The organism is Marinobacter sp., from assembly GCF_048266785.1.
In the GTDB taxonomy this organism is placed as follows: domain Bacteria; phylum Pseudomonadota; class Gammaproteobacteria; order Pseudomonadales; family Oleiphilaceae; genus Marinobacter.
Genome location: NZ_JBLWYX010000010.1, coordinates 121,452 through 143,357, shown reverse-complemented (window position 1 = coordinate 143,357; position 21,906 = coordinate 121,452). Strand labels below are relative to the sequence as shown.

Sequence of the window (21,906 nt, the reverse complement as noted above, 5' to 3'; positions counted from 1 at the left end):
GGCATCGTCAACGCGGCGTGGGATTACCCCTTCAGCCGCTTCGGCAGCAAAAAACCGGCGATCTCGGTACCGCAGGCGGCCAGATCGGCCGGGTCCATTTCTCGCACTTCCTGTTCGGTGAGGGCAGGGTTGCTGATGCGGGGCATTACCCGGGTGATGCTGTCCACGTCCATGTTGATCAGGTCAGCCAGGGAGAGGCCTCGCAGTTCGCCAGACATCGGCTTGCGCAGGGTCAGCTTGGCCACCTCTTCCTGGTTGCGCTTGATCGGGGTGTCCAGTTCGACAGTTGCGGTTACGGGCTTACTCATGGTTCAGAATTCCTTACAGGCCAATGTTGCGGCGGTGTTCGGCCAGGCGATCCTGACCGCGAATGCGCTCGACCATGCCGGGTACGTCAATCTCTACCACTTCCTCACCGCCGATGGTGAGCTTGTAGTAGCTGAGGGTGGTGGTCACAGACAGGGTGTTGTCACTGCCGGATTCCGCGTCGCCCATGGCAATCTCGCGGTGGCGGCCCCGAACAACCACTTCCACCGGGAGGGTTTCTCCGGTGTCGTCCCGCTGGTAGCTGCCAGAGAAGCGCAGCAGGTCGGCGTCCAGCTGGCTGGTACCGAAGTTGTCGAACAGGCCCGGGATGATGCCCGCCGGCGTCCACTGGAATTCCATTTTCTCCATGCCCATGTCGATATCGACCGGGGCATTCATGCCGCCGCCACGGAACTCTTCCATCTGGCGGACCATGGGCGGCAGGGTGAGGGAGGCGATCTGGCCCTGCCAGTTATCGCCGTTGCCGAACAGGTTGAAGTGCTTCAGCTTCTTGGGAAGTGCCATGGTTCAGCTCCTTATGCGTTCACGCGGGCGGCGAAGTCGGCCAGGTACTGGTCGGTGATCCGCTGACGGAACAGCAGGTTCTCCAGCGGCGGTACCGGGGTGTAGTCATAATCGATGTACAGCTTGCCGGCCTTGAGGGTGTCTTCGGTGTTGATGTTCGGATCCAGCCAGGCGTTGGCATCCACGATCAGCCCCAGCAGCTTGAGCTCCCGGAACTTGGCGTTAATGCCTTCCAGGATGTCCTTGGCCAGGGATGGGTGCAGTGGCTTATCCACGGCCCACATGTGCGCCTCGGCGATCGTGTCGGCGAGGATCTGGGCGGTACGGGTGTAGTTCTCGAACTGGAACAGCGGATCCGCGCTGCAGGTGCGGGAGCCCCAGAACCGGAAACCGTCACGCTGGATGAGCGTGGTGATTTCGTTGGCGTTCAGCAGGCCTGCATCGGTGTTCGGGTCCTGAAGGTCCCAGTGCACGTCCTTATCGATGCCGGTGACACCATTCACTGCCACGTTGGACAGTGTCTTGTGCCAGCCTACCTGCTGGTCAATCTTCGCCCGTAGGCCCAGGGCCCGGGAAACGGCGTAGGCGCGTTCGGTGGATGCGGTGTTCACGTTGAATGCGGTGAAGTCCGGCCAGATCAGCATCAGCTCACGGGCGCCAAAGCTGTCACGGTAGAGGATGGCTTCGGAAATGGTCTGGCACTCGTGCGCGTAGGCGTAGCAGAAGGCGCGTAGCTTCTGGCCAATAATGACCAGCTCTGCGGTGACGTTCTCGGTATCGAGGCCTGGTACACCAAGGATGCGGGGTTTCACACCAAGGTTCTGCTCAGCAACCAGCAGGGCCTGCAGGCCGGTTTTCTTGCCCTGAGCAGTGGTGGTGCCGATGATGTTGGCTTCGGTGTCCTGGGTGGTCTCGCCCTCAGCGACACGGACAACCACGATAACAGGGGAGGCCTGGTCGCCAATCCCATCCAGTGCGGCCGGCAGCGTGCCGGTGGTACCGGCGTTGCCGATCGCGTCACTTACGTTGGTGATCAACACTGGCTTGTTCAGCGGGAACGGTTCGTCCTCGCCACCAGCCAGGCGGGTGAAGTTCTCAGCGTTCACGATGCCTGTGCCGTCATTGCCGGCGGCGTTGTCTGCCACCACCAGGGCCGATGCCTCCGCGCTGCCGTTGACGGCCGCCACTACATCGTTCCCGGTGCTGGTGATATCGCCAAGGGCATCGGTCGCCAGGGAAACAGTGATGTCCTTGCCGCTGACGGTCACATCAAGCAGCGAATCGGCTGCGCCTGGATCTACATAACGAACACGAATCTGGTTGCCGTCGGTGCCAACGGAGGCCGCGGTGAAGTTCACATCGGCATTGTTTGCGATGGCGAGCACAACAGCTTCAGCAGCTACGCCAGGCAGGGCTTCGGGAGCTGTCGCAACCAGCCCAATGATGGCGGTTGAAACAGTGCGAATGGTACGGGTGCCTTCGTTAATCTCAAGCACCCGCACGCCGTGGTGGTATTGGTCGGGCATGACGCCTCCTGGTCTGTTTTTGCCGGGGTATAGGTGCCATGATGAACGCTCAAGCCTGAGAGGCTAGGCCTGAGATTTGTGAAGAACGAATGGACAAAAAGAGGTGTAGATCAGCTTATCGGAATGAGCATAGGGGAGAGTAAAAGGTCTCTTGGGGTTATTCTGTAGCTTCTGTCGAAACGAAGCAACGGGCAACCTGCCTCCCGGAATGCCCAGGCGATCAACTCGGAACAGAACCAGGAGTCCTGTTCCTGCCAGTTACGTCGGAACCCCCAGCCGAAGATGCCGGGCCAGTCGTAGGGCCGCCCGATCTGGCTGTTCAGAGCGTCTAAAACTTCCGCCGGCGCCGCCACCTGAAACCTAGCGAGGGCGCTGACCGGTTCCGGGTCTCGAACAGTCACACCGTAGCGCGCCGTAGCGCCCAGCAAACGCCCATCCCCCAGCACAAGGTCCACATGGCTGAAAGGCGACCAGGTGGCCCAGCGGATCACCCGGCTGCCGATGCCTTTTGTTGTGGAAAACTGCAGCGTGATCATGCCGGAGTCATTGACTGCAGCTGATCGATATAGGTTTGGGCGGTCGTCTCAATATCCCCAGCCGCTGCGGCATCCACGGCCGCCTTGCCAGCCAGACGGACCGCTCGAACCTGTGAGAGCACACCGCGCCAGTTTTGCCCGGTCGCGATGATGTCATCTGCTGCTTCAATGGCAGTAATGGAAGCAGCATCAGCCCAGCTCTGAACCTCGGGCGGCACACCTGAAGATGGGTAGCCCGCTGCCTTGAATTCCTGCGCTGCCGTCTCGGCCGCAAGATATTCTTGGTCGATCAGATCCCCCGGCGAGACGAACCGCTCGCGCGCCTTACCAGCGGCCTCATCAACCCGTGCTTTCGCGTTGGCCCGCTTGTCTTCCAGGACCTGCGCGGCGGTCTTGTGTGTCACTATACCCATTAGACTACCTCCTGGATGTACAGAGTACCCGGATCATAGCTGGCGGCGTCGATCCAATCCGATTCGCGCCAGTTTCCGCCCCTATGCTCAATCTTGTTGGTGTAGACCTCCGGCGCCTCATCGGCGGGAGAGAGTGTCACCGGCTTGCCTTCGACGATGTAGGTCACCTTGGTGACCGGCGGCATCTGCCCCAGCGTGACGTACAACTCCCCGTTGTCGCGGTAGGCATCGCGTAGCTGGATCGCCTGCGTCCCCTCGTTGGGCACGAACGCACCGCCCTCTTGGATGACCGACAGGTCGAAGCTGTCGCCGTTGGTCGTGATGATCTCGCCTGACAGGGCGTAGCCCGGGGCATCATTTACAGCAAGAAACTTAACTTTCATTAGAACCACCTCCCGTAGCCGATCGCATCTAGATTCGGTGTCGCGCCGCTAGAGCTGCCGGAGTAGCCCGCCAGTGTGCCGACAGTGTCGCCGATGCCGTTTCCGCCAAGTCCGCACCAAGAGTTAGAGCGTCCCGTGCGGGCTCCCTGAGCGACCCGGCCAAGGCCGCCAGTGAAAGCAGCAGGCCAAGTGAAGGCCACGCTATCTGAAGAATAAATACTGCCATAGGCGTAGACGATGCCGTCCGCCGACTTGACCTCGACGGCGCATATCTGCGTGCCGTCTGCGTACCGCGTCCACTGCCCATCGGTGTTCGACCCCGACTCGACCACCGGGTTATTGCCTACCGTGGGCATGGTCCCGAACTCATTGTCACCGTTGAAAACGTTGTCCCCTGAGAGGCTGACGTCGAAGGCGCGGCGCCACGTCGACGTGCCATCGCTGAACAGGGACACGCGCTCTGTCCCGTTCAGGGTGATGCTGGCCACGCTCGATATCGTGTCCGTTCCATCTGCGGCGACCGTTACCACGTTGGCGCTCGCATCGGTGCGGATGATGATGAAATGCAGCGCGCTATTCCCGCTCGCGGCCGGCAAGTTCAGCGTCACCGCCCCATTGGTGGCATCCACCAGCACCAGACCAGCCTCGGCCACGGTCAGCGCCTTCGGAGATTCCGCCGAAGTAACAACTGTTAAAGCAGCACCAAGTAGCCCAGAATCCCTCAGCGCTGCGGCAGTTAGTGCGTCGGCGGCGTTGTATTGTTTCACGCGATCTGCAGTCGCTAGACGAAGCATCCCTTTTGCAACCGTGGTACCGGAAGGGTGATTTCTGCTGGCTTCATGGGTAGTCATGAGATTGTCGGCATAACCACGAGTTGCCAGCACCACAGACGGATCCACCTTCAGCGTCACGGCCTCAGTGTCGGATACCTCCATCACGAAACGGATGGTCTGGGTTCGACTGGAGCCCTCTGCCAGAACAGGCTTGTAAGTCTCCGGGTAGTTGCCGTAACCGATCAGGTCGCCTTCGGTATCGAATACGCCGATCTCCCGAATAGTCCAACCGCCCACGTCTGGGGGAAGGACTTGTTCAACCACTACCCAGCTGGGATTCTGGGCGTCCACTTCGCTCAGGTTGATGGGTGCCCTGCGGACTTCGTTGACCAGGGCCGTGCGTGAGGTGTCCGGCACTGGCAGGGCGCCATTGCCATCGCCCACGGCCAGGTCGGTGATGTCGATGGTCTGCCCCAGGGCGATGGCGTTGGCCAGTTTGGCCTGACCAACGTCCGTGAGAATTGTGTAGAAGGATGGCATGCTTGCTCCTATTGAGGATAAACCGTTGCTGAGTCGTTGCTGTCGGTGGCCATGCCCACGTAAGTGGTACCGAAGGCTTCAATGGTGCCGGGCTGGTAGGGCCATACCGCGGTGACATCGCCGTCATAGACCGCTATGCCGGCGAAGAAGATGCCAGAACTTTCGCCTGCCAGATCCAGACCCGTTATGTGTCGGCTGACCGGCTTGGCGTCGTCCACCAAACGTTCCAGCTCCAGGTACATTTCTTCTGTGATGCCTTTGTCCAGAACGCCGATCTTCAGGGCGAAGGTGCCGGGCGTGCCCATGGGCTCGGTTTCCCACCATTCGGTTACTTCCAGAAGGTAACCAAGTGGTTCCACCACCCGACGCAAGGCGCTGATGGTTCCTTTCTTCTTGTGTACATAGAAGCTGGTCGCAATCACGTCGCGCTTGGCGGCTTCCGTCCAGGTCGGGTCCCAGCGGTCGACGCTGAAGGCCCAGGCCAGATACGGGAGCAAGGCGGCCGGGCAGGATTGCGGGTTCCAAAGCGTGCGCAGTGGCACCGGTACCCGCTGAATCTCGGCAAGAGCTTCAGCCGCTGCCCGTTCTAGTGGGGTGGCGTTGCTGGGCAGCAGTGGCGTGCGATCGTCACTCATCAGAGCCCCCGATCACTACGCTGGTGCTGGTGCAGTGTGCTGCCTCGGTGTCGCTGATCACCACGTCCGCAGCCGGCTGGGCTAGTTCCACTCGCTGGACGCCTTCAACGTGCAGGGCTGCGTAGATGGCTGACAGCCGTACATCGCGACCAATACGACGTTGGGAGCTGATGTACTCATCGAGAGAGGACTGGGCAGCCGCCAGGATGGGCTCCTGCTCTGGACCCGGGTAGACGTAAAGGGTGGCGTCCACCTGGTAGTTGACGATGGTGGCCGACTGGACGGTCAGGCGATCGCCCACTGGCCGAATATCCTCGGCGGACAGGGCAGCATCGACCTTGTCGATGATTTCCTGGCTGGCTGTGCCGTCGCCTTCGGTGGATAGCAGGGTGACCACCACTTCAGCCGGATTCGGGCTAATGGCGCGGGCGTCAGACACCCGCCCATCGGTGGACTGTGCGTGGTATTCGTAGGCCTTAGTTGGGCCGGCCACACTGAGACCTTCCCATGCTTGCTGGGATCTCAGGCGCAGGCTTTCGTTGCTTTCGTAGGTTGGCGGCACGGGCGGGATGGCGTCCGGGTCTCCCGGGTCAACCATCAGGCGTTCTGTGTCGAAATTGGCAACCAGGTTGTCGAGATCATCGTCGCTGGAGTAGGCCAGCATATTGGCCACCGCGGCTTCGTTTACCCGTTTCCGCCAGATCAGTTCGCGGTAGGCGCTCTCCTGCAGCAGGATGGTGAGCGGTTCCGATTCCAGCGCCAGGGTTTGCTCGACTTGCGCCCGGTCGCCTTCTGGTACCAGGGCCAGCAGCTTGTCTTTGCGCTGGCCAAGGATGGTCTCGAAATCGAGCTCCTCGATGACTTTTGGCTGCGGCAGTCTGGACAGATCAATAGAGCCGCTCACTGGGCACCCCCTAGCGGAATCTGGACTGTGTCGGATTCGCCGGTATCGACTCGGGAGAGGGAGATATCCAGGATGAATTCACCGTCTTTCCCGATGTTTCGGCGCACGCTGCCGACTTTCACCCTCGGCTCCCACTCCTGAATGGCGACGACGGCCGCGCTGTAAAGACGCAGGATGTTTGCCGGCTTCAGGGGCTGATCGATCAGAGCGGGGATCACAGAGCCGAAGTCCCGGCGCATAACACGGGAGCCCAGCGGGGTGCTGAGAATCGTCCCTATGCTCTGGCCGATGTGCTGAGATCCGGCAAGCCTGCGGCCGGTCGCTGCGTTCATGCCCATCATTCCACCTTGTATGTGCCTGCACTGGACCCGCTGGTGACTGGCACCTGGGCGTTGCTCTGAATTTCATCGACTACCGCGTTTGCCAGCGCTTCTGCCATTCGCTCCACCCAACTGTGTTCGCCGGTGGCAGTGGCGCCCATGGCCTCCATCTCGCTAACAATTCGTCCCTTCAGGGCGCTTTTGCTGAGTGCCATGGCTACTCTCCCGCCGTCACGGTGCTGGATCCGTCACCATGCTCATTGCCGGTGAAGTGGCAAATGTGAGCCGTGGTCACCACCGGGTTACCATCGTTCAAGTGGATCTTCTCGCCGTCTACCTTGCAGATACCGGCCACGGCGGTAGTTGCATTCCCGCCGACGTTCACGGTGGCGTCACCGGTGATGTTGATGTTCACTTTCCCGGGCAGGCTGGCGACCAGCTCTTTCTTGACGTGGTCGTAGGTGATGGTGGCGCCGTCCGGATACACCCGCTTGTGTTCGTCCGGGCTTGCTGACGGGGCGTTGCTGGTAAACAGGCCAACGATAATGACGGCCTGGGCCAGATCGCCGGCCGGAGAAATCAGCACCACCTGTTCACCCACGGTTGGTGGGTTCCATTCTTGAGTGGTGCCGGCCCGGAGAGTGATCCATTTCTGCCAGCCAGTGAGGTTATCGCCTGCCTGCACGCGCGCGCGGGCGGTCTCATGGTCCACTTCGGCGATGGTTCCAATGCGCACCAGGTTGTTGATCAGGCGAAATGCTTCAGCGAGTGTATTCATGGCACCAGTTTGTGCGCCGGGGTTCGCGTGCGGGAAGTGGTGGGGCTTGTGTCGCTGGCTCCGACAAAATCAGAGGTCGATATGATCCAGGATGCGGTCAGCGATCAGCTCAAGGTCTGAACGGCTGAAGCCCAGCAGCTCCCGTGCCGGGTAATCGTAAACGGGGCCGTTCTTGTCGACTTTTGCGCGCAGGCCGTAATGGTGGATGGCCGCGATTCGGCCAGCAAAACCGGTGAATGCCAGGCCGGCGCTGTCCGGGCTGGTCTGGAGTTTGAGGTATTTGGCGGTTCGCAACTTGGTGAACATCGCCTTTTTGCGGATGCCGCCTTTCTTACCCCGAAGCCTGCGCTTTCGCGGCTCCCACGGCTGGCCGTCCGGGTCCTCCTGCTGCTTTATTCGCTCCTGATTGGCTTTGCGCAGGTCCCGGGACACGGCTTTCATGAGTTTCCGCCGCTCTGCCGGCTCCAGTTTCCGAAGCAGTGGCTCTACCCAGCCGGCGAGGGCGTCCAGGTTATCAGTCGTCACCGTCTACGGGCTCCGTCAGTCCGTGAAGGTCCGCGATGATCTGCCACTGGGCATCGCTGTTCATCTCCAGCGGGGGCTCCGGCAGGACATGTTCAACATCAAGGCCCGCCTCGGTGGTTTTCACGATCACCCGTTCTGTGATGTTCACGGTGATGCTGATGTCGTAGCTGTTGTTATTCAGCAGCTCTGCTTCAAAACTGATCGTGTTCTGAGGATCCGATCCCGGTTCCCGCACCATAAGCCAAGACAGAATCGGAATGATGATCTCGTCGACATCCCCGGCGTAGTCGGTAACGATCAGCCGCACGGGCAGGGTGTAGTTGTGGGAGAGGTTGGTTCCCTGCCAGAACTCGATGTTGCCATCTTCAATGAACGTCAGGAGCTTATCCGGGTTCTTTTTCAGCGCTGGCACATTCGCCAGTATATGGTTTCGCAGATCGGCCAGCTTCCTCATGGCTTACCACCCGCCCGGCGGGCCTTGATGGCCCCGGCCACACTGTCGACACCTTTACCAACCTGGCGCAGTCCGGCATAGGCCCACGGCAGGGTGAGCAGGGCGCCCAGAATCATCACGTCTGGCTGATCGTTCACGAAGACATAAGCGAGGGCAGCGAAGAGCGATACCCAGCTTTGGCCAGGCCTGGTCCTGCGCACGAAGGAATCTTCAGCAACATCACCCGCCCGGATGGTTTCCTGCGTGGTGCGGTGCCTGGCCTGGGCATCTTCCAGTTTCAGCCGCTCCATTTCTTCAATATGCCGGCGGATGCTGTCTTCATTCCGGTAAGCCAGTTCCTTGAGTTTGACGAGGGCGTCCGGGTTGCCCTTCAGCTGCTGCATCGCTTTATCCGGATCATCGGTACCGGTCGCACCACTGACAAGCGATACGCCGGCGGCCACGGCTCCGGGCACGTTGCCTGTCAGCAGAGATCCGACCAGGGATGCTCCGGTACCGGCGTTTTCTTTAATCCAGCTGCCTACACTACTCCAGTCCATGCCGGTCTCCTTCAGTCGATTCGGTACTTTTTTCGGCTGGCCCACCATGCGGGGATGTCCATGTTCGGGCAGGTTTTGCGCGAATCCAGGTCACGATGGCCAACCACTTTGGCAGCCGGGTATTGCACCAGTTTCGCCTGAAGCCAGCCTTCCAGAATCCGCAGCTGGTCTTCATCCGGTGCCGTGTCGGTGATGATGCAGATGCCCAGGCTGTCGGAGTTGTCGCCTTCGCCGTTCTCGTCAAAGTCCCGGACGTGGGCGCCCTGCCAGTAGTCTGGCCGGCCCTGCTGGAGCTCGGCGGTACCGGTGATAACCGCGTTGTAGCCAATGCCGTCCCATCCGCGCTCCTGGTGCCAGCGGTGGATGTCTGCGGCGGTGTCGCCACGATCCTTTTGGCTGTCGCTGATATGGACGACCAGGTATTTGATCTCTCTCATTCTATTGGTGCTCCCAACATGGCAACGGCTGCGCTGAACAGTTCTTTGCGCATGGCAAAGGCAATGCCGCCAATTCCAAGAAGCACCCACACGGCGCCGGCAAAAAACCAGACCTTGCGGGCCAACCCGGTGACGTTCTTATCCAGCCCGCTTATTGCTCCTCGGGTGGCTTCGTCGCTTTTATCCATGCGCTGCTGGCTGTGCTCCAGGTAATCCTTCAGAGCCTGCTGGGTCTCCTTGTGGTTTTCCTTCTGGTCTTCAGCCAGGTTCTGGAGATCCTTGTGCAATCCGGCCACGGCACTTTCCAGCGCGTTCACTCGCGGGTGCAGGTCCTCCAGATGTCTGAGCCGTGCCGCCCAGTCGAGGGCGACCATCTCTTGCAGTTGCATAGATTCAGCCTTTTCTGGCGGCATGCCGTCTCCCTAATTCCACAACTGGACGGTCGCTTTGGTCGGTTGAGTGGTCACCTCTGGCACCTTGATCAGGGTTCCCGTTGGAATGATTGGCCCGATATCGGCCAGGCCCGGGTTGGCCTCGTAGACAGCCTCGGTAACCCCGGCTGTCTTTCCGTAGATCCGGTAACAGATGCGGTCTACGGTGTCGCCCTGTATCGCTCTGACTTCCCGCATCAGATCAACTCCACCGTGGTGCGGTGAACCCCTCGGATATCAGAAAGAGCCCAGGATGCGTCACGCCTAAGATCATCACTGGTCAGGTTCATGGCTTCGGCCTGTTCGTGGCCGGCGCCGGTGGCGTCGTAATCCCGGTACCGCTCGATCAGGCTGGCTTTGGCCAGGCACCAAACAGCTCTCAGGTAGAGGCGGACATTGGTTCCCATGGGTTGCCAATCGGCGTCCGGCACTTCTTCCAGTGTGTTGACCCCCTCATCCTTCTGGGCCTCCATGAACGCTGAAAGCGATCGGTTCACGTCGAACATGCCTGACTCGAGGGCATGCACAGCCCGCTCATCTGGGACGGTGCCATCCAGGCGCATGGCATCCCGGAAATCCTGCAATTGCAGATCAGGGAAGAAGGCCGCGTTGGGGATGGTTACTGGCTCGGTGGTACCACCGGCTGCGATCAGGCTCATGGTGCCTCCGGGTGAAGGCGGTGGACGGGGCCGTAGAGCTTCTGGCGTGGCCTTGGCTCAGGGCCCCGTGCCGCCTGGCGTCGGGGTGCCGACTCGGGTCCGGCTATTGGCCGGAATTCTTCAGTTCTTTTTCCAGGCGCTCGATGTCCTTTTTCACGCCGGCGCGATCGTTCAGTTCCAGGGAGCGCTGCAGTGACACCAGTGCGGTTTCCTTGTCACCAGCGTCACGCTCCAGATAACCCAGAGCTTTGAACAGCTTCGACTTCACCTGGTCGTGCATGTCGGCATCCGCGAAGTACTCCACCGTGCGGTGCAGTTGCTCCAGGATCTCTTCCTTGCCATCCGCTTCGGCGTCCAATTTCAGGGCGAAGTCGGCCACTTGCTCGGCCACCAGGTTGGCGGTTTTGCGCTGGTACCGGTCCGGGGTTTCCAGGCCGTGCTTCACTGCGTATTCGGCAATGTCGAGGCCGGTCTTCAGATCGCCCACGTCCAGGTACCAGACCATCAGGGTCATCAGCACGTCGTCCTGCTGGCCCAATCCTGCTTCCAGTACACCCTTCACGTAGCCTTCGTAGTTGGGCAGCATGTCGCGCTTGGCTTCGATCTTGCGCTCGATGCTCTGCAGATCGTGCAGGCGTCGGCTGTCCTCAATGATGGCCGCTTCATGCAGCTTGTACGCATCGCCAGTGGGGCGCGACGGCGTGGCGGCGGCGGCATCTTTCGCGGCTTTCTGGGCCTGAAACCGTTTGGCGGCCGGGCTCATGGTTCGGTTAACCGGTTTCTCTTCTGCGGAGGGAGTGGAGACAACTTTCTTTCTCCGATCTTCCTCTTTCCGCTGCCGGGCTTCGCGCTCCATGCGGGCTTTTTCCTGTGCTTCGGCCTGGGCCGCCTCGCGGGCGGCCCGGGTTTTTTCGAAACGCTTCTTGGCTGGACTGACCATTACGCCTCCCTTACACCAGTGTGATGTTCTCAACCACCGCGCCGGCACCGAAGTCTTCTACCACGTAGGCCTCGTTTGAGGATTCGTAGTTCTCGATGCGGTTGCGCTTCGGGTTGTCCATGATGTGACGGCGGCGGCCGCCGTTCTGGTAGTAGATGGACAGGTTGTCCAGCGTTGTGATCATCATGGTGCCGTCCGGAATGAACGGTACCTGGATGCCCTGCAGGCCGCCGATGCGCTTCTGGCTTACGATCGCATCCAGTGCCTGCTGTTCGGTCGGGGCGTTGTCCTGGTTGATGAGCGGGAAGTACTTGTCACTCATCAGAGTGCGGCCCAGCAGCACAACCAGGTCCGGGCTCTCGCGGAACCACGGATCCAGCATGCTGTGGACTACGTCGTACACCACGGCATCCAGATTCTTGTAGTCGCCTCCAGCGCCCACGGTTACCTCTCCGGATGCTCCAACGACTTCAGCCATGACGCGCTCGGGGGAGGTGGTGCGGTAATGCTGCAGCCAGCCGATGTTAACGTCCTGCAGAAGCGGGTTGGCAACGCGATCGGTTTCCGATGCCGCGCTGGTACCGTTAAAGCCGATCATGATCCGGTCCAGCCCCTGCTGACGCACGATGGCGTCGCGAAGCATGGCCTGGAATTGCGGGAATTTGGCCCAGGCGTCGATCTTGGCGTAGGGCACGGCGGTGTCGAATTCGGTCAGGAAGCACTCGTAACCGTTGGCGCCCATGTCGCTCAGGTCACGCGGGGTGCGATCCTTGGCGGACACATCGGTACGGCCGGCGATGGTGGATCCCACGCCCATGCCAATCTTCTCGCCTTTGATCTCGTCCACGCCGATCACGTTGATGCGGTTCAGGAAGTCGCTGGACTCCTGGATTCGTCTCTCCAGCCGCTGCTGGACGGAGGGTTCTACCGCGAAGGTTTCCGCCGCAGACTCCACACCGTTGAGCTTCGCGATCTGCTGACGAAGCTTATTGAACTGTACTCTGGATTCGTTGCGCATAGTCTGACTTCCTCAGCAGTCGGTAAGAATTGCGTCCTGACCACCAGTGGCCGGGGTGCGTGAGTGTTGGGAGCGGGGCGTGGTTTCCAGCTCCGTCTTCAGGTCGTTGAAGCTGTTTTCCAGTGCTTCATGGGCCTGTTTGAGCTGGGCGTACTCGTGCTGAACCTCGTCCATGGCGCTGCGCAGTTGCTGGCCATCGGAGACGAACAGCTCCAGTGTCTTTTCCAGATCGGCACGGAATTCGGCAAAGCGTCCGGCGTTAGCATCGCGGTGCTTGCTGAACAGTGCCTTGACCTTAATGAACAGGGTTTCGCCGTCAGGCTGTTCGCCGGATTCGCCGCCTGCTGCCTCGGTGAAGTCCAGCTCCGCTTCAATAGCGGCTGAGAACAGGTTCTCCGGGCGCTGCTTCCGGGCGTTCAGGGGGTTGGTGTCTGCCTGGCTGCTGAACTGCAGCATCTCGGTGCCCAGGGACGCGGGGGAGTCGGTCACGGCCAGCCCTACCAGGTAGGCTTCGCCGGTGTCGGCAAATTCCGGATCCACCTCGATGGAGGTGTAGATCTTCTGGCGGTCCTTGGTCATCTTGACCAGGTCCTGAGTTGGATCGATTTCCGCGTGCAGTTCCAGCTTGCCGTCGGCATTCTCTTCGGCTTTGACCGCCGTTACATCGCCGAAGGCCTTGAAGGGCCCATCCGCGAACATCCCGCGCATGTGCTCAAGCCAGACCCGGGCCCCGTATTTCTCCCGGTTGAAGTTTGCAGCCATCTGCTCGATCCATGCCCGGCTGATAGCCCGGCCATCGGTGGTGGCGCCTTCAGTTGCCACTCGGAACCATTTTTTCATCTTGCCACTCCCACGCTGTTGGGCGATGCTTGTCCAGTGATGTCATTCAGTGCCCCCAGATTCGTGGCAGAGGCACCTGAAGCCAACCTGCTGCAGTTGTCCCGCTATTTCGTACAAAACCCCGCCCGCTGAACCCACGCGCGCAGCCTTTACGCTGACGGCATGGATAAGACTGTTGAATCGGATTACCGCGAACACTTTGTGAAGGCCCGCACCCTCTACTGGATGGGATGGCGGCCGCAGCGCATTGCCGAAGAGCTGGGCATCAGCCCGCAGCTGTTTCACAACTGGAAGAAGCGGTTTGACTGGGATGAAGCAGGCCCTATCCAGCGGGTGGAGAGCTCACTGGAAGCCCGGATGGTCCAGCTGGTGTTCAAGGACGAGAAAGAAGGGAAGGACTTCAAGGAAATTGACCTGCTGGGCCGGCAGATTGAGCGGCTGGCACGGGTGCACAAATATCAGGACTCAGGCCGCGAATCGGATCTTAACCCGAACATTCAGGAGCGCAACCGGGCACCAAGGAAAGCCAAAAACGAAATAGGCGACGACGGCCTGGAAGAGCTCACCACGGCGTTTGAAGATTCGCTGTTCGACTACCAGCACAAGTGGAAGGTGGCCGGGCTTACCAACCGGATCCGCAATATCCTGAAGTCCCGGCAGATCGGTGCCACCTGGTACTTTGCCCGGGAAGCGATCGTGGACGCTTTCCACACCGGAAAGAACAAGATCTTCCTCAGTGCCTCCAAAGCCCAGGCCCATGTTTTCCGGCAGTACATCGTCCAGTTCGTGAAGGACACCACCGGCGTGGAGCTGCGCGGTGATCCCCTGGTGCTGCCAAACGGTGCAACGCTCTATTTCCTCGGCACCAACGTGCGGACCGCACAGAGTTACCATGGCGATCTGTACATGGATGAGTACTTCTGGATCCAGGGCTTCCAGCAATTCCGGAAGGTGGCATCCGGCATGGCCATGCACAAGAAGTGGAGCCAGACCTACTTTTCCACCCCATCCGCAATCACCCATGAGGCTTACCCGTTCTGGACCGGTGAGCAGTTCAACAAGCGCCGGGCCAAAGACAAGCGAGTAACCGTGGATACCTCACACGCAGCGCTTGCCAATGGCATGGCCTGCGCCGATGGCCAGTGGCGGCAGATTGTCACGGTTGAAGATGCCATGGCCGGCGGCTGCGACCTGTTCGACATCGACCAGCTGCAACTCGAGTACTCCGAAGATGAATACTCAAACCTGCTGATGTGCCAGTTCGTGGACGACACCCACGCGGTGTTCCCCCTGGCAAAACTTCAGCGCTGCATGGTGGACAGCTGGGTCGAGTGGCGGGAGCTGAAGCCCTACGCCGACCGGCCGCTGGGCGATATGGAAGTGTGGCTGGGTTATGACCCATCCGGAAGCGGTGAAGATGGGGATGGCGCCGGCCTGGTAGTGGTGCTCCCATCCAAATCAGCGAGCCAGCCGCACCGGGTGGTGGAGAAAATCCGCCTGCGCGGGCTCGACTATGAAAAGCAGGCCGAAGAGATCCGGAAACTGACCAGGCGTTACAACGTTTCATTCATCGGCATGGACACCACCGGCCTGGGTGAAGCAGTTGCCGAGCTGGTTGAGAAGTTTTTCCCTGCGGTGACCCGCTTCAATTATTCGCCAGACGTGAAGGCCCGGCTGGTAATCAAAACCCAGAACATCATCGACCGCGGCCGGCTCCAGTTCGACGCCGGATGGAGTGATATGGCCCAGAGCTTCATGGCGATCCGCCGGGCGATGACCGATTCACAACGACAGATGACTTACAAATCAGGGCGAAGCGAAGACACCGGCCACGCGGACCTGGCCTGGGCCGTGATGCACGCGCTGTCCAATGAACCACTCGAAGGCCCCACCGAACGCGGTGGCAGCATGATGGAGATTTACGGATGACCGAAGACACCCAAGCCTTCACCTTTGGTGAGCCCACGCCGGTGATGGACCGGTACGACATGCTTTATACCGGCTGCTGGATGGCAGGTCAGGACTACTATGAACCGCCGGTGGATATGGCTGCCCTGGCCAAATCCTACCGCGCCACCGCCCACCACGGCAGCGCCTTGCAGGTGAAGCGAAACATTCTGGTTAAAACCTTCCAGCCCACCCAATACCTGACCCGGCAAGACTTCGCTCGCATGGCCATGGATTACCTGGTGTTCGGCAACCTCTACGGTGAGCAGGTCAATAACCGTCTGGGAAGACTGATTCGGATCAAGCCGATCCTCGCCAAGTATTGCCGCCGCGGCGTTGAGGAAGACTCTTTCTGGTGGGTGCACGACTGGCTGAACCATACCGAGTTTGAAAAGGGCAGCGTGGTGCACCTGATGGAGCCGGATATTGACCAGGAGCTCTATGGCGTTCCGGATTACCTGGGCTCGCTGCAGTCCGCCTGGCTGAACGAATCAGCCACCCTGTTCCGGCGCAAGTACTACCAGAACGGCAGCCACGCCGGCTTCATCATGTACATGACCGATGCGGCTCAGAACCCGGAAGACATCGACAACCTGCGCAAGGCACTGCGGGAGAGTAAGGGGCCTGGCAACTTCAAGAACCTGTTCGTCTATGCCCCGAATGGAAAGAAGGATGGCATGCAGGTGATCCCGGTCAGCGAGGTGGCAGCCAAGGACGATTTCTGGAACATCAAGAACGCCACACGCGACGACCAGCTGGCAGGGCACCGGGTACCCCCTCAGCTGATGGGCATCATTCCCACCAACACATCCGGATTCGGTGATGCCGAGAAGGCAGCACGCGTGTTCGCAGCCAACGAACTGGAGCCGCTGCAGGAACGGCTGCTGGAGATGAACGACATCGTGGGCAAGGAAGTGATCAAGTTCAAACCCTACACATTGGGGGAGCTCTCCCCGAATAACTAACCGATTTCGACGACTGCGTCAGCGTTTGGCCACCTTCGGGTGGTCTTTTTTTGTGCCTGCTTCACACCCCCCAGCCAGGGGGCTCACACCCAAAGCTCGCGGTCACCCCTCCCCGCCTGCGGGCTCTTGGTACTGCGGATATTCAACGGCCAAGGATCGTCAACAGGTGCACGGCTGTAAGTCATTGATTGTTCGTTCCGGGAATCCTGAGAAGTGGAGGGGGCTTCGGAAAAGTGTAACAACGTAACAAGGCCTTAAAACGGCTCTTAGGTGACTGATATTTATATGAAAATCCTGTTACACCTAAAGTGCAACAAAACGTAACGGAAATGCTACATCGTTGATTTTATTAGGGTAGGGAGTTGCTATTTGTTACAGGTAGGAAGTGTAACAACGTTACGTTTTTAACTTCAAAAGTGTAACAAGTAATTTCTAATATATTCAGATAGATAGAATCAAATATTACACTTATTACGTTTGTTACACTTTTCCGAAGCCCCCAAGGATTCTGAGCCAGCCTGCCCAACGCGCACGCCCGCACACGCGTATATCCCTTCAAAAGATCCGCACTTTTATAAACAGAAAGACTCCAATCTTGGCTTCGTGACAATGAGGGGTCGTGATCGGGGAGAGCCTGGTAACGGACCCGGTGAGTGGCGTGACCACGTCGACAACGCTAACGCAAGTTATTGATTACTTGGGGAATGAATGTGCGCTTGTGAGCGGTAGGTTTCAGCTCAGAAAATCTGTAAGGTGCGGATAGGAAAGGGATTTAGTCGATCAGTGATGTGGCGCTGCAACTCCGCGTACGCCGGTTCGATTCCGACCCGCGCCTCCATTTTTATCCTTATATCCCAGCAACTTACACCTTTCTATTGTTCGTTCCTTTTTCAATTGGAACAACACTGGCACTGTTTTTCGTGAACCTCTGTGCGTTTTTTAGCGCCGTGTCGGCATGAAAACGGTCCTTTCTTGTGTCCGCTCTGCCACGTTCGACACTACCTCAGCGACTTGACACACGCCATATTTCGACTCAAGTTGAATAGTAAGTCGAAGTATTGCGAATAAATTCTCCGCATCTAAGCGACGCACAAACGCTCTTCTGATACAGGGCAGGCGCGATGGATCTCTACACCTACTACCGCTCCACTTCTTCCTATCGCTTACGCATTGCGCTGGAGTTGAAAGGGCTGGATTACCGTTCCATGCCGGTCAATCTGGTTGGTGGCGGTGGCGAGCACCTCAAGCCTGCATACCGGGCCATCAATCCACAAGGCCGGGTACCGGCTCTGCGGGTGGAAAACAATCAGGTACTGATTCAGTCCCCGGCGATCATCGAGTATCTGGAGGAGTGTTATCCGCAGGTGCCGCTGTTACCAAAGGACCTTCTGGAGCGTGCCAGGCAGCGTGGTGTGGCGGCGCTGATTGGGTGTGATATCCACCCATTGCACAACGTGTCGGTTCTGAATCGGTTGCGTCAGCTGCAACTCTCGGAGGCGGAGGTCGATAACTGGATCAGGCACTGGATCGGTCTCGGCTTCGATGCTGTCGAGACGCTCATTGGTGATCATGACTTTTGTTTTGGCGCGCCTGGGCTGGCGGATGTCTACCTGTTGCCGCAAGTCTATGCCGCGCGGCGCTTCGCAATTGACGTTAACCACTACCCGAGAATAGCGAGGGTTGAGCGCCTGGCTGTTGAGCATCCGGCATTCCAGCGCGCGCACCCCGATGCTCAAGCGGACAAACCCGCTTGAGAAAATGAAGGAGTCAGGCAATGACCGATCTGTTTGATAACCCCATGGGCCTGATGGGTTTTGAATTCATCGAGTTCGCGTCGCCGACTCCAAATGTTCTGGAGCCCCTCTTTGCAATGATGGGGTTCTCCAAAGTTGCCAATCATCGTTCCAAGAACGCCTCGCTTTATCGTCAGGGTGAGATCAACCTGATCCTCAACAGCGAGCCCAAGAGCGCGGCGTCCTACTTTGCTGCGGAGCACGGGCCCTCCGCATGCGGCATGGCCTTTCGGGTCAAGAACGCCCAAGCCGCTTATGCCCGCGCCCTGGAGCTGGGAGCCCAGCCGATGGACATACCGACCGGGCCGATGGAATTGCGACTGCCAGCGATTAAAGGCATCGGCGGGGCGCCGCTGTACCTGATTGATCGCTTCGGTGAAGGCACTTCTATCTACGATATCGACTTCACCTTCATTGAAGGCGTCGATCGCAATCCGAAGGGCACCGGACTCAAAGTGATCGATCACCTGACCCATAACGTGTACCGGGGACGTATGGCCTACTGGGCGAGCTTCTACGAGAAGCTGTTCAATTTTCGCGAGTTCCGGTACTTCGATATTAAAGGTGAATACACCGGTCTGACCTCCAAGGCCATGGCCGCGCCGGACGGCAAGATCCGCATTCCGCTGAATGAGGAATCCCCGCAAGGTGCCGGACAAATCGAAGAATTTCTCATGCAGTTCAACGGTGAAGGCATTCAGCATGTGGCTTTCCTCACTGACGATCTGGTGAGTACATGGGATGCATTAAAAACCCTGGGTATGAGGTTTATGACTCCACCTCCCGCCACCTACTACGAAATGCTTGATCAGCGACTGCCCGAACACGATGAGCCGGTTAATGAACTTCAGGCTCGCGGCATATTGCTGGACGGCAGTTCGACAGACGGCGATTGCCGTTTGTTGCTGCAAATTTTCTCGGAAGCCTTAATGGGGCCGGTGTTTTTCGAGTTCATCCAGCGCAAAGGCGACGAAGGTTTCGGGGAGGGGAACTTCAAGGCATTGTTCGAATCGATCGAGCGTGATCAAGTCCGCCGTGGCGTACTGAAAACGACCTAAATTTGAAGTGCTTTCAGCGCAATCGTTGCGCGTAAAGAGGTGAACATGCGATCACAGTCTTCGTCCGATGCACTTATCTACCAATCCGGTTTCGGCAACGAGTTCAGCACGGAAGCCTTGCCTGACGCGTTGCCGGTCGGGCAAAACTCACCGCAGAAAGTCGCTTACGGGCTGTACACGGAATTGCTATCGGGTACGGCGTTTACGGTCCCCCGTGCCGAATCCCGGCGCACGTGGATGTATCGCATCAAGCCCTCCGCCACCCACCCGGAATACCATCGATTAACCCAACAGATTACGGGCAGGAAATTGGGGCCCATCAACCCCAATCGCCTGCGCTGGAATCCCTTTGACGTCCCGTCAGAACCCACTGACTTCCTGGCTGGTTTGACCACCATCGCGGCGACATCTCCAGCCGAGCAGGCCGACGGTGTCAGCGTGCACCTGTATCAGGCCAACGTGTCCATGACACGGGCGTTCTTCAACGCCGACGGCGAATGGCTGATCGTGCCACAACAGGGCCGTTTGAAAATCATCACCGAGCTCGGTGTGCTGGCCATCGAACCGCGGGAAATCGCCGTGGTGCCCCGTGGTCTCAAGTTCCGCATCGAGTTACTTGACGCCACGGCCAGCGGCTATATCTGTGAGAACCACGGCTGCGCCCTGCGGTTGCCCGATCTAGGACCGATTGGCAGCAACGGGCTGGCCAACCCGCGGGATTTTCTGGCGCCGGTCGCTCACTACGAAAACCGTGATCAACCCGAGGTTCTGGTGCAGAAGTTTCTCGGCGAACTGTGGGCCACGGAGCTCGATCACTCACCCTTTGATGTCGTTGCCTGGCACGGCAATAACGTACCGTACAAGTACGATCTACGCCGCTTCAACACCCTCGGCACAGTCAGTTTCGACCACCCGGACCCTTCCATCTTCACGGTGCTGACCTCGCCCGGTGCGGCTCAGGGGCAGGCCAATGTCGATTTTGTGATCTTCCCACCGCGTTGGATGGTGGCGGAGAATACCTTCCGGCCACCCTGGTTTCACCGCAACCGGATGAACGAGTTGATGGGGCTGATCGAGGGCACGTACGACGCCAAAGCAGAGGGCTTTGTGCCCGGTGGCGTTTCTCTGCACAACTGCATGAGCGCCCACGGCCCGGACAACACCACCACCGAACGAGCCATCGCCGCCGACCTGGACCCGCTCAAGACCGATCAGAGCATGGCGTTTATGTTTGAAACCGGCAGCGTCTTGCGCGCCAGTCTCCATGCGCTCGACTGCCCACAACGACAACAGGACTACGACGCCTGTTGGGCAGGCATGAGTAAAAGGTTCGACCAAGGGAGTCTCTGAACAATGACAACGCAGCCGCACAAGAGTTGGATCGCTTCTGCCAACGGCCATTCCGACTTTCCCATCCAAAACCTGCCGCTGGGCATTTTCAGTCGTCCCGGTCAAAAGCCCCGGGGCGGCGTCGCCATCGGTGACCAGATTCTCGATTTGCAAGTCGCTCTGGAGGCGGGTTTGTTCGTAGGTGACGCCGCCGTCGCGGCGGAAGCTGCTGGCCGGGAGCAGTTAAACCATTTCTTTGGGCTCGGTGCTTCCAGCCGGAAAGCCTTGCGAACAGCGCTGTTGCAGTTGCTGGATGAGTACAGCGAGCAGCAAGCGACCATGCGGGCGCTCGGCGAGGCGTTACTGGTGCCGATGAGCCACTGTGAATTACACCTGCCGGCCCGCGTAGGCGACTACACCGACTTCTACGTAGGCATTCATCACGCCCGGAACATCGGCAGTTTTTTCCGTCCCGACAATCCATTGTTGCCTAACTACAAGCACGTGCCCATTGGTTACCACGGCCGCTCCTCGACGATCTGCATCTCCGGAACATCCGTGCGCCGGCCCAACGGCCAGACCCTGCAAGCGGGCCAGGAGACCCCCAGCTTCGGCCCCAGTAAACGACTGGATTACGAGCTGGAACTGGGTATATGGCTTGGGCCGGGCAATAATATGGGCGAGCCCATCGCTATTGGTGAGGCCAGCAACCATGTGGCGGGTTTCTGTTTGCTGAACGACTGGTCGGCCCGTGACGTCCAGGCCTGGGAATACCAGCCCCTCGGCCCTTTCCTGGCAAAGAACTTTGCCAGCAGCGTTTCCCCATGGGTAGTCACGCCAGAAGCGCTGGAGCCATTCCGCAAAGCCCAGCCTGTGCGCCCAGACGGTGATCCACAGCCACTGCCTTACCTGCTTGACGATGATGACCAGGCGGCTGGCGCCTTCGACATCGAACTTGAGGTGTTACTGCTCAGTGAAGTCATGCGCGAACAGGGCTTGCCACCCCAACGGCTCGCGTTGAGCAATACGCTGAATATGTACTGGACAGTGGCCCAGATGATCGCCCATCACAGCGTCGGCGGCTGCAAGCTGCAACCCGGCGACCTGTTCGGTTCCGGAACCCTGTCGGGTCAGAATCCCGATGCGGTTGGCAGCCTGCTGGAAAGCACGGCTGGGGGCAAGCAGCCGCTTACCCTGGAGAGCGGCGAGCAGCGCACTTTTCTGGAGGATGGCGATGAGGTCATCCTGCGGGCGCGCTGTCGGCGTGACGGCTATCCGACCATTGGGTTTGGGGAGTGCCGGGGTAGGGTGCAGCCCGGACACTAGTCAGTC

The 21,906-nt window shown here is 59.2% G+C and carries 28 protein-coding genes; 6 read left to right on the top strand and 22 right to left on the bottom strand.

Annotation, left to right across the window (positions count from 1 at the left end):
* Positions 1-23 precede the first annotated feature (23 nt).
* From ACN0V1_RS14605 to ACN0V1_RS14500, 22 genes are all read right to left on the bottom strand, one after another.
* The gene (locus ACN0V1_RS14605; RefSeq protein WP_417545691.1) at positions 24-308 is read right to left on the bottom strand and encodes a phage tail assembly protein; all 285 of its coding nucleotides are present in this window, start codon (positions 306-308) and stop codon (positions 24-26) included.
* 13 nt (positions 309-321) lie between these two features.
* Entirely contained in the window at positions 322-831 is a 510-nt protein-coding gene (locus tag ACN0V1_RS14600) for a phage major tail tube protein (protein WP_417545690.1), read from the bottom strand.
* An 11-nt stretch (positions 832-842) separates the two neighbouring features.
* The gene (locus ACN0V1_RS14595; RefSeq protein ID WP_417545701.1) at positions 843-1,982 is read right to left on the bottom strand and encodes a phage tail sheath protein; all 1,140 of its coding nucleotides are present in this window, start codon (positions 1,980-1,982) and stop codon (positions 843-845) included.
* Between the two features lie 485 nt (positions 1,983-2,467).
* The gene (locus ACN0V1_RS14590) at positions 2,468-2,893 is read right to left on the bottom strand and encodes a hypothetical protein (RefSeq protein ID WP_417545689.1); all 426 of its coding nucleotides are present in this window, start codon (positions 2,891-2,893) and stop codon (positions 2,468-2,470) included.
* Positions 2,890-3,306 (bottom strand): hypothetical protein, encoded by a 417-nt coding sequence (locus tag ACN0V1_RS14585; RefSeq protein ID WP_417545688.1) that lies wholly within the window; start codon positions 3,304-3,306, stop codon positions 2,890-2,892. The genes ACN0V1_RS14590 and ACN0V1_RS14585 overlap by 4 nt, the downstream gene beginning before the upstream one ends.
* The gene (locus ACN0V1_RS14580) at positions 3,306-3,689 is read right to left on the bottom strand and encodes a hypothetical protein (protein WP_417545687.1); all 384 of its coding nucleotides are present in this window, start codon (positions 3,687-3,689) and stop codon (positions 3,306-3,308) included. The genes ACN0V1_RS14585 and ACN0V1_RS14580 overlap by 1 nt, the downstream gene beginning before the upstream one ends.
* Positions 3,689-5,002 (bottom strand): phage tail protein, encoded by a 1,314-nt coding sequence (locus ACN0V1_RS14575; RefSeq protein ID WP_417545686.1) that lies wholly within the window; start codon positions 5,000-5,002, stop codon positions 3,689-3,691. The genes ACN0V1_RS14580 and ACN0V1_RS14575 overlap by 1 nt, the downstream gene beginning before the upstream one ends.
* Positions 5,003-5,010: 8 nt before the next feature.
* Complete coding sequence (locus ACN0V1_RS14570; RefSeq protein ID WP_417545685.1) at positions 5,011-5,637, bottom strand: phage tail protein I; 627 nt, start codon at positions 5,635-5,637, stop codon at positions 5,011-5,013.
* Complete coding sequence (locus ACN0V1_RS14565) at positions 5,630-6,541, bottom strand: baseplate assembly protein (protein WP_417545684.1); 912 nt, start codon at positions 6,539-6,541, stop codon at positions 5,630-5,632. The genes ACN0V1_RS14570 and ACN0V1_RS14565 overlap by 8 nt, the downstream gene beginning before the upstream one ends.
* Positions 6,538-6,873, bottom strand: a complete 336-nt coding sequence (locus tag ACN0V1_RS14560; protein ID WP_417545683.1) for a GPW/gp25 family protein — start codon at positions 6,871-6,873, stop codon at positions 6,538-6,540. The genes ACN0V1_RS14565 and ACN0V1_RS14560 overlap by 4 nt, the downstream gene beginning before the upstream one ends.
* 5 nt (positions 6,874-6,878) lie before the next feature.
* Positions 6,879-7,076, bottom strand: coding sequence for a hypothetical protein (locus tag ACN0V1_RS14555; RefSeq protein ID WP_417545682.1), 198 nt, complete (start codon positions 7,074-7,076; stop codon positions 6,879-6,881).
* Between the two features lie 2 nt (positions 7,077-7,078).
* The gene (locus ACN0V1_RS14550) at positions 7,079-7,639 is read right to left on the bottom strand and encodes a phage baseplate assembly protein V (protein WP_417545681.1); all 561 of its coding nucleotides are present in this window, start codon (positions 7,637-7,639) and stop codon (positions 7,079-7,081) included.
* 69 nt (positions 7,640-7,708) lie between these two features.
* On the bottom strand, positions 7,709-8,164 hold the full coding sequence (locus ACN0V1_RS14545) for a phage virion morphogenesis protein (protein WP_417545680.1): 456 nt from the start codon (positions 8,162-8,164) through the stop codon (positions 7,709-7,711).
* Positions 8,154-8,618, bottom strand: coding sequence for a phage tail protein (locus ACN0V1_RS14540; RefSeq protein ID WP_417545679.1), 465 nt, complete (start codon positions 8,616-8,618; stop codon positions 8,154-8,156). The genes ACN0V1_RS14545 and ACN0V1_RS14540 overlap by 11 nt, the downstream gene beginning before the upstream one ends.
* Complete coding sequence (locus tag ACN0V1_RS14535) at positions 8,615-9,157, bottom strand: hypothetical protein (protein WP_417545678.1); 543 nt, start codon at positions 9,155-9,157, stop codon at positions 8,615-8,617. The genes ACN0V1_RS14540 and ACN0V1_RS14535 overlap by 4 nt, the downstream gene beginning before the upstream one ends.
* An 11-nt stretch (positions 9,158-9,168) precedes the next feature.
* Positions 9,169-9,594 (bottom strand): N-acetylmuramoyl-L-alanine amidase, encoded by a 426-nt coding sequence (locus tag ACN0V1_RS14530; RefSeq protein ID WP_417545677.1) that lies wholly within the window; start codon positions 9,592-9,594, stop codon positions 9,169-9,171.
* Entirely contained in the window at positions 9,591-9,983 is a 393-nt protein-coding gene (locus ACN0V1_RS14525) for a hypothetical protein (RefSeq protein ID WP_417545676.1), read from the bottom strand. Before ACN0V1_RS14525 ends, ACN0V1_RS14530 begins: the two co-directional genes overlap by 4 nt.
* Before the next feature lie 33 nt (positions 9,984-10,016).
* Complete coding sequence (locus ACN0V1_RS14520) at positions 10,017-10,223, bottom strand: tail protein X (protein WP_417545675.1); 207 nt, start codon at positions 10,221-10,223, stop codon at positions 10,017-10,019.
* Positions 10,223-10,684, bottom strand: a complete 462-nt coding sequence (locus ACN0V1_RS14515) for a head completion/stabilization protein (RefSeq protein ID WP_417545674.1) — start codon at positions 10,682-10,684, stop codon at positions 10,223-10,225. Before ACN0V1_RS14515 ends, ACN0V1_RS14520 begins: the two co-directional genes overlap by 1 nt.
* Before the next feature lie 103 nt (positions 10,685-10,787).
* Complete coding sequence (gene gpM / locus ACN0V1_RS14510; protein WP_417545673.1) at positions 10,788-11,624, bottom strand: phage terminase small subunit; 837 nt, start codon at positions 11,622-11,624, stop codon at positions 10,788-10,790.
* Positions 11,625-11,634: 10 nt separating this feature from the next.
* Complete coding sequence (locus ACN0V1_RS14505) at positions 11,635-12,642, bottom strand: phage major capsid protein, P2 family (RefSeq protein WP_417545672.1); 1,008 nt, start codon at positions 12,640-12,642, stop codon at positions 11,635-11,637.
* Positions 12,643-12,654: 12 nt separating this feature from the next.
* Positions 12,655-13,482: a GPO family capsid scaffolding protein gene (locus tag ACN0V1_RS14500; protein WP_417545671.1), complete on the bottom strand. Its 828-nt coding sequence runs from the start codon at positions 13,480-13,482 to the stop codon at positions 12,655-12,657.
* A 162-nt stretch (positions 13,483-13,644) separates the two neighbouring features.
* Here ACN0V1_RS14500 and ACN0V1_RS14495 point away from each other — a divergent pair, with 162 nt between their 5' ends.
* The 6 genes from ACN0V1_RS14495 to fahA all read left to right on the top strand — a co-directional run bounded on the left by ACN0V1_RS14495 (position 13,645) and on the right by fahA (position 21,900).
* Positions 13,645-15,411: a terminase large subunit domain-containing protein gene (locus ACN0V1_RS14495; RefSeq protein ID WP_417545670.1), complete on the top strand. Its 1,767-nt coding sequence runs from the start codon at positions 13,645-13,647 to the stop codon at positions 15,409-15,411.
* Positions 15,408-16,394, top strand: a complete 987-nt coding sequence (locus tag ACN0V1_RS14490) for a phage portal protein (protein WP_417545669.1) — start codon at positions 15,408-15,410, stop codon at positions 16,392-16,394. Before ACN0V1_RS14495 ends, ACN0V1_RS14490 begins: the two co-directional genes overlap by 4 nt.
* Positions 16,395-17,515: 1,121 nt before the next feature.
* Positions 17,516-18,148 (top strand): maleylacetoacetate isomerase, encoded by a 633-nt coding sequence (maiA, locus tag ACN0V1_RS14485; protein WP_417545668.1) that lies wholly within the window; start codon positions 17,516-17,518, stop codon positions 18,146-18,148.
* Between the two features lie 20 nt (positions 18,149-18,168).
* Complete coding sequence (gene hppD / locus ACN0V1_RS14480; RefSeq protein ID WP_417545667.1) at positions 18,169-19,245, top strand: 4-hydroxyphenylpyruvate dioxygenase; 1,077 nt, start codon at positions 18,169-18,171, stop codon at positions 19,243-19,245.
* Positions 19,246-19,290: 45 nt separating this feature from the next.
* Positions 19,291-20,595, top strand: coding sequence for a homogentisate 1,2-dioxygenase (gene hmgA / locus ACN0V1_RS14475; RefSeq protein ID WP_417545666.1), 1,305 nt, complete (start codon positions 19,291-19,293; stop codon positions 20,593-20,595).
* Positions 20,596-20,598: 3 nt separating this feature from the next.
* Positions 20,599-21,900, top strand: a complete 1,302-nt coding sequence (gene fahA, locus ACN0V1_RS14470; RefSeq protein WP_417545665.1) for a fumarylacetoacetase — start codon at positions 20,599-20,601, stop codon at positions 21,898-21,900.
* The last annotated feature ends 6 nt before the right edge of the window (positions 21,901-21,906 follow it).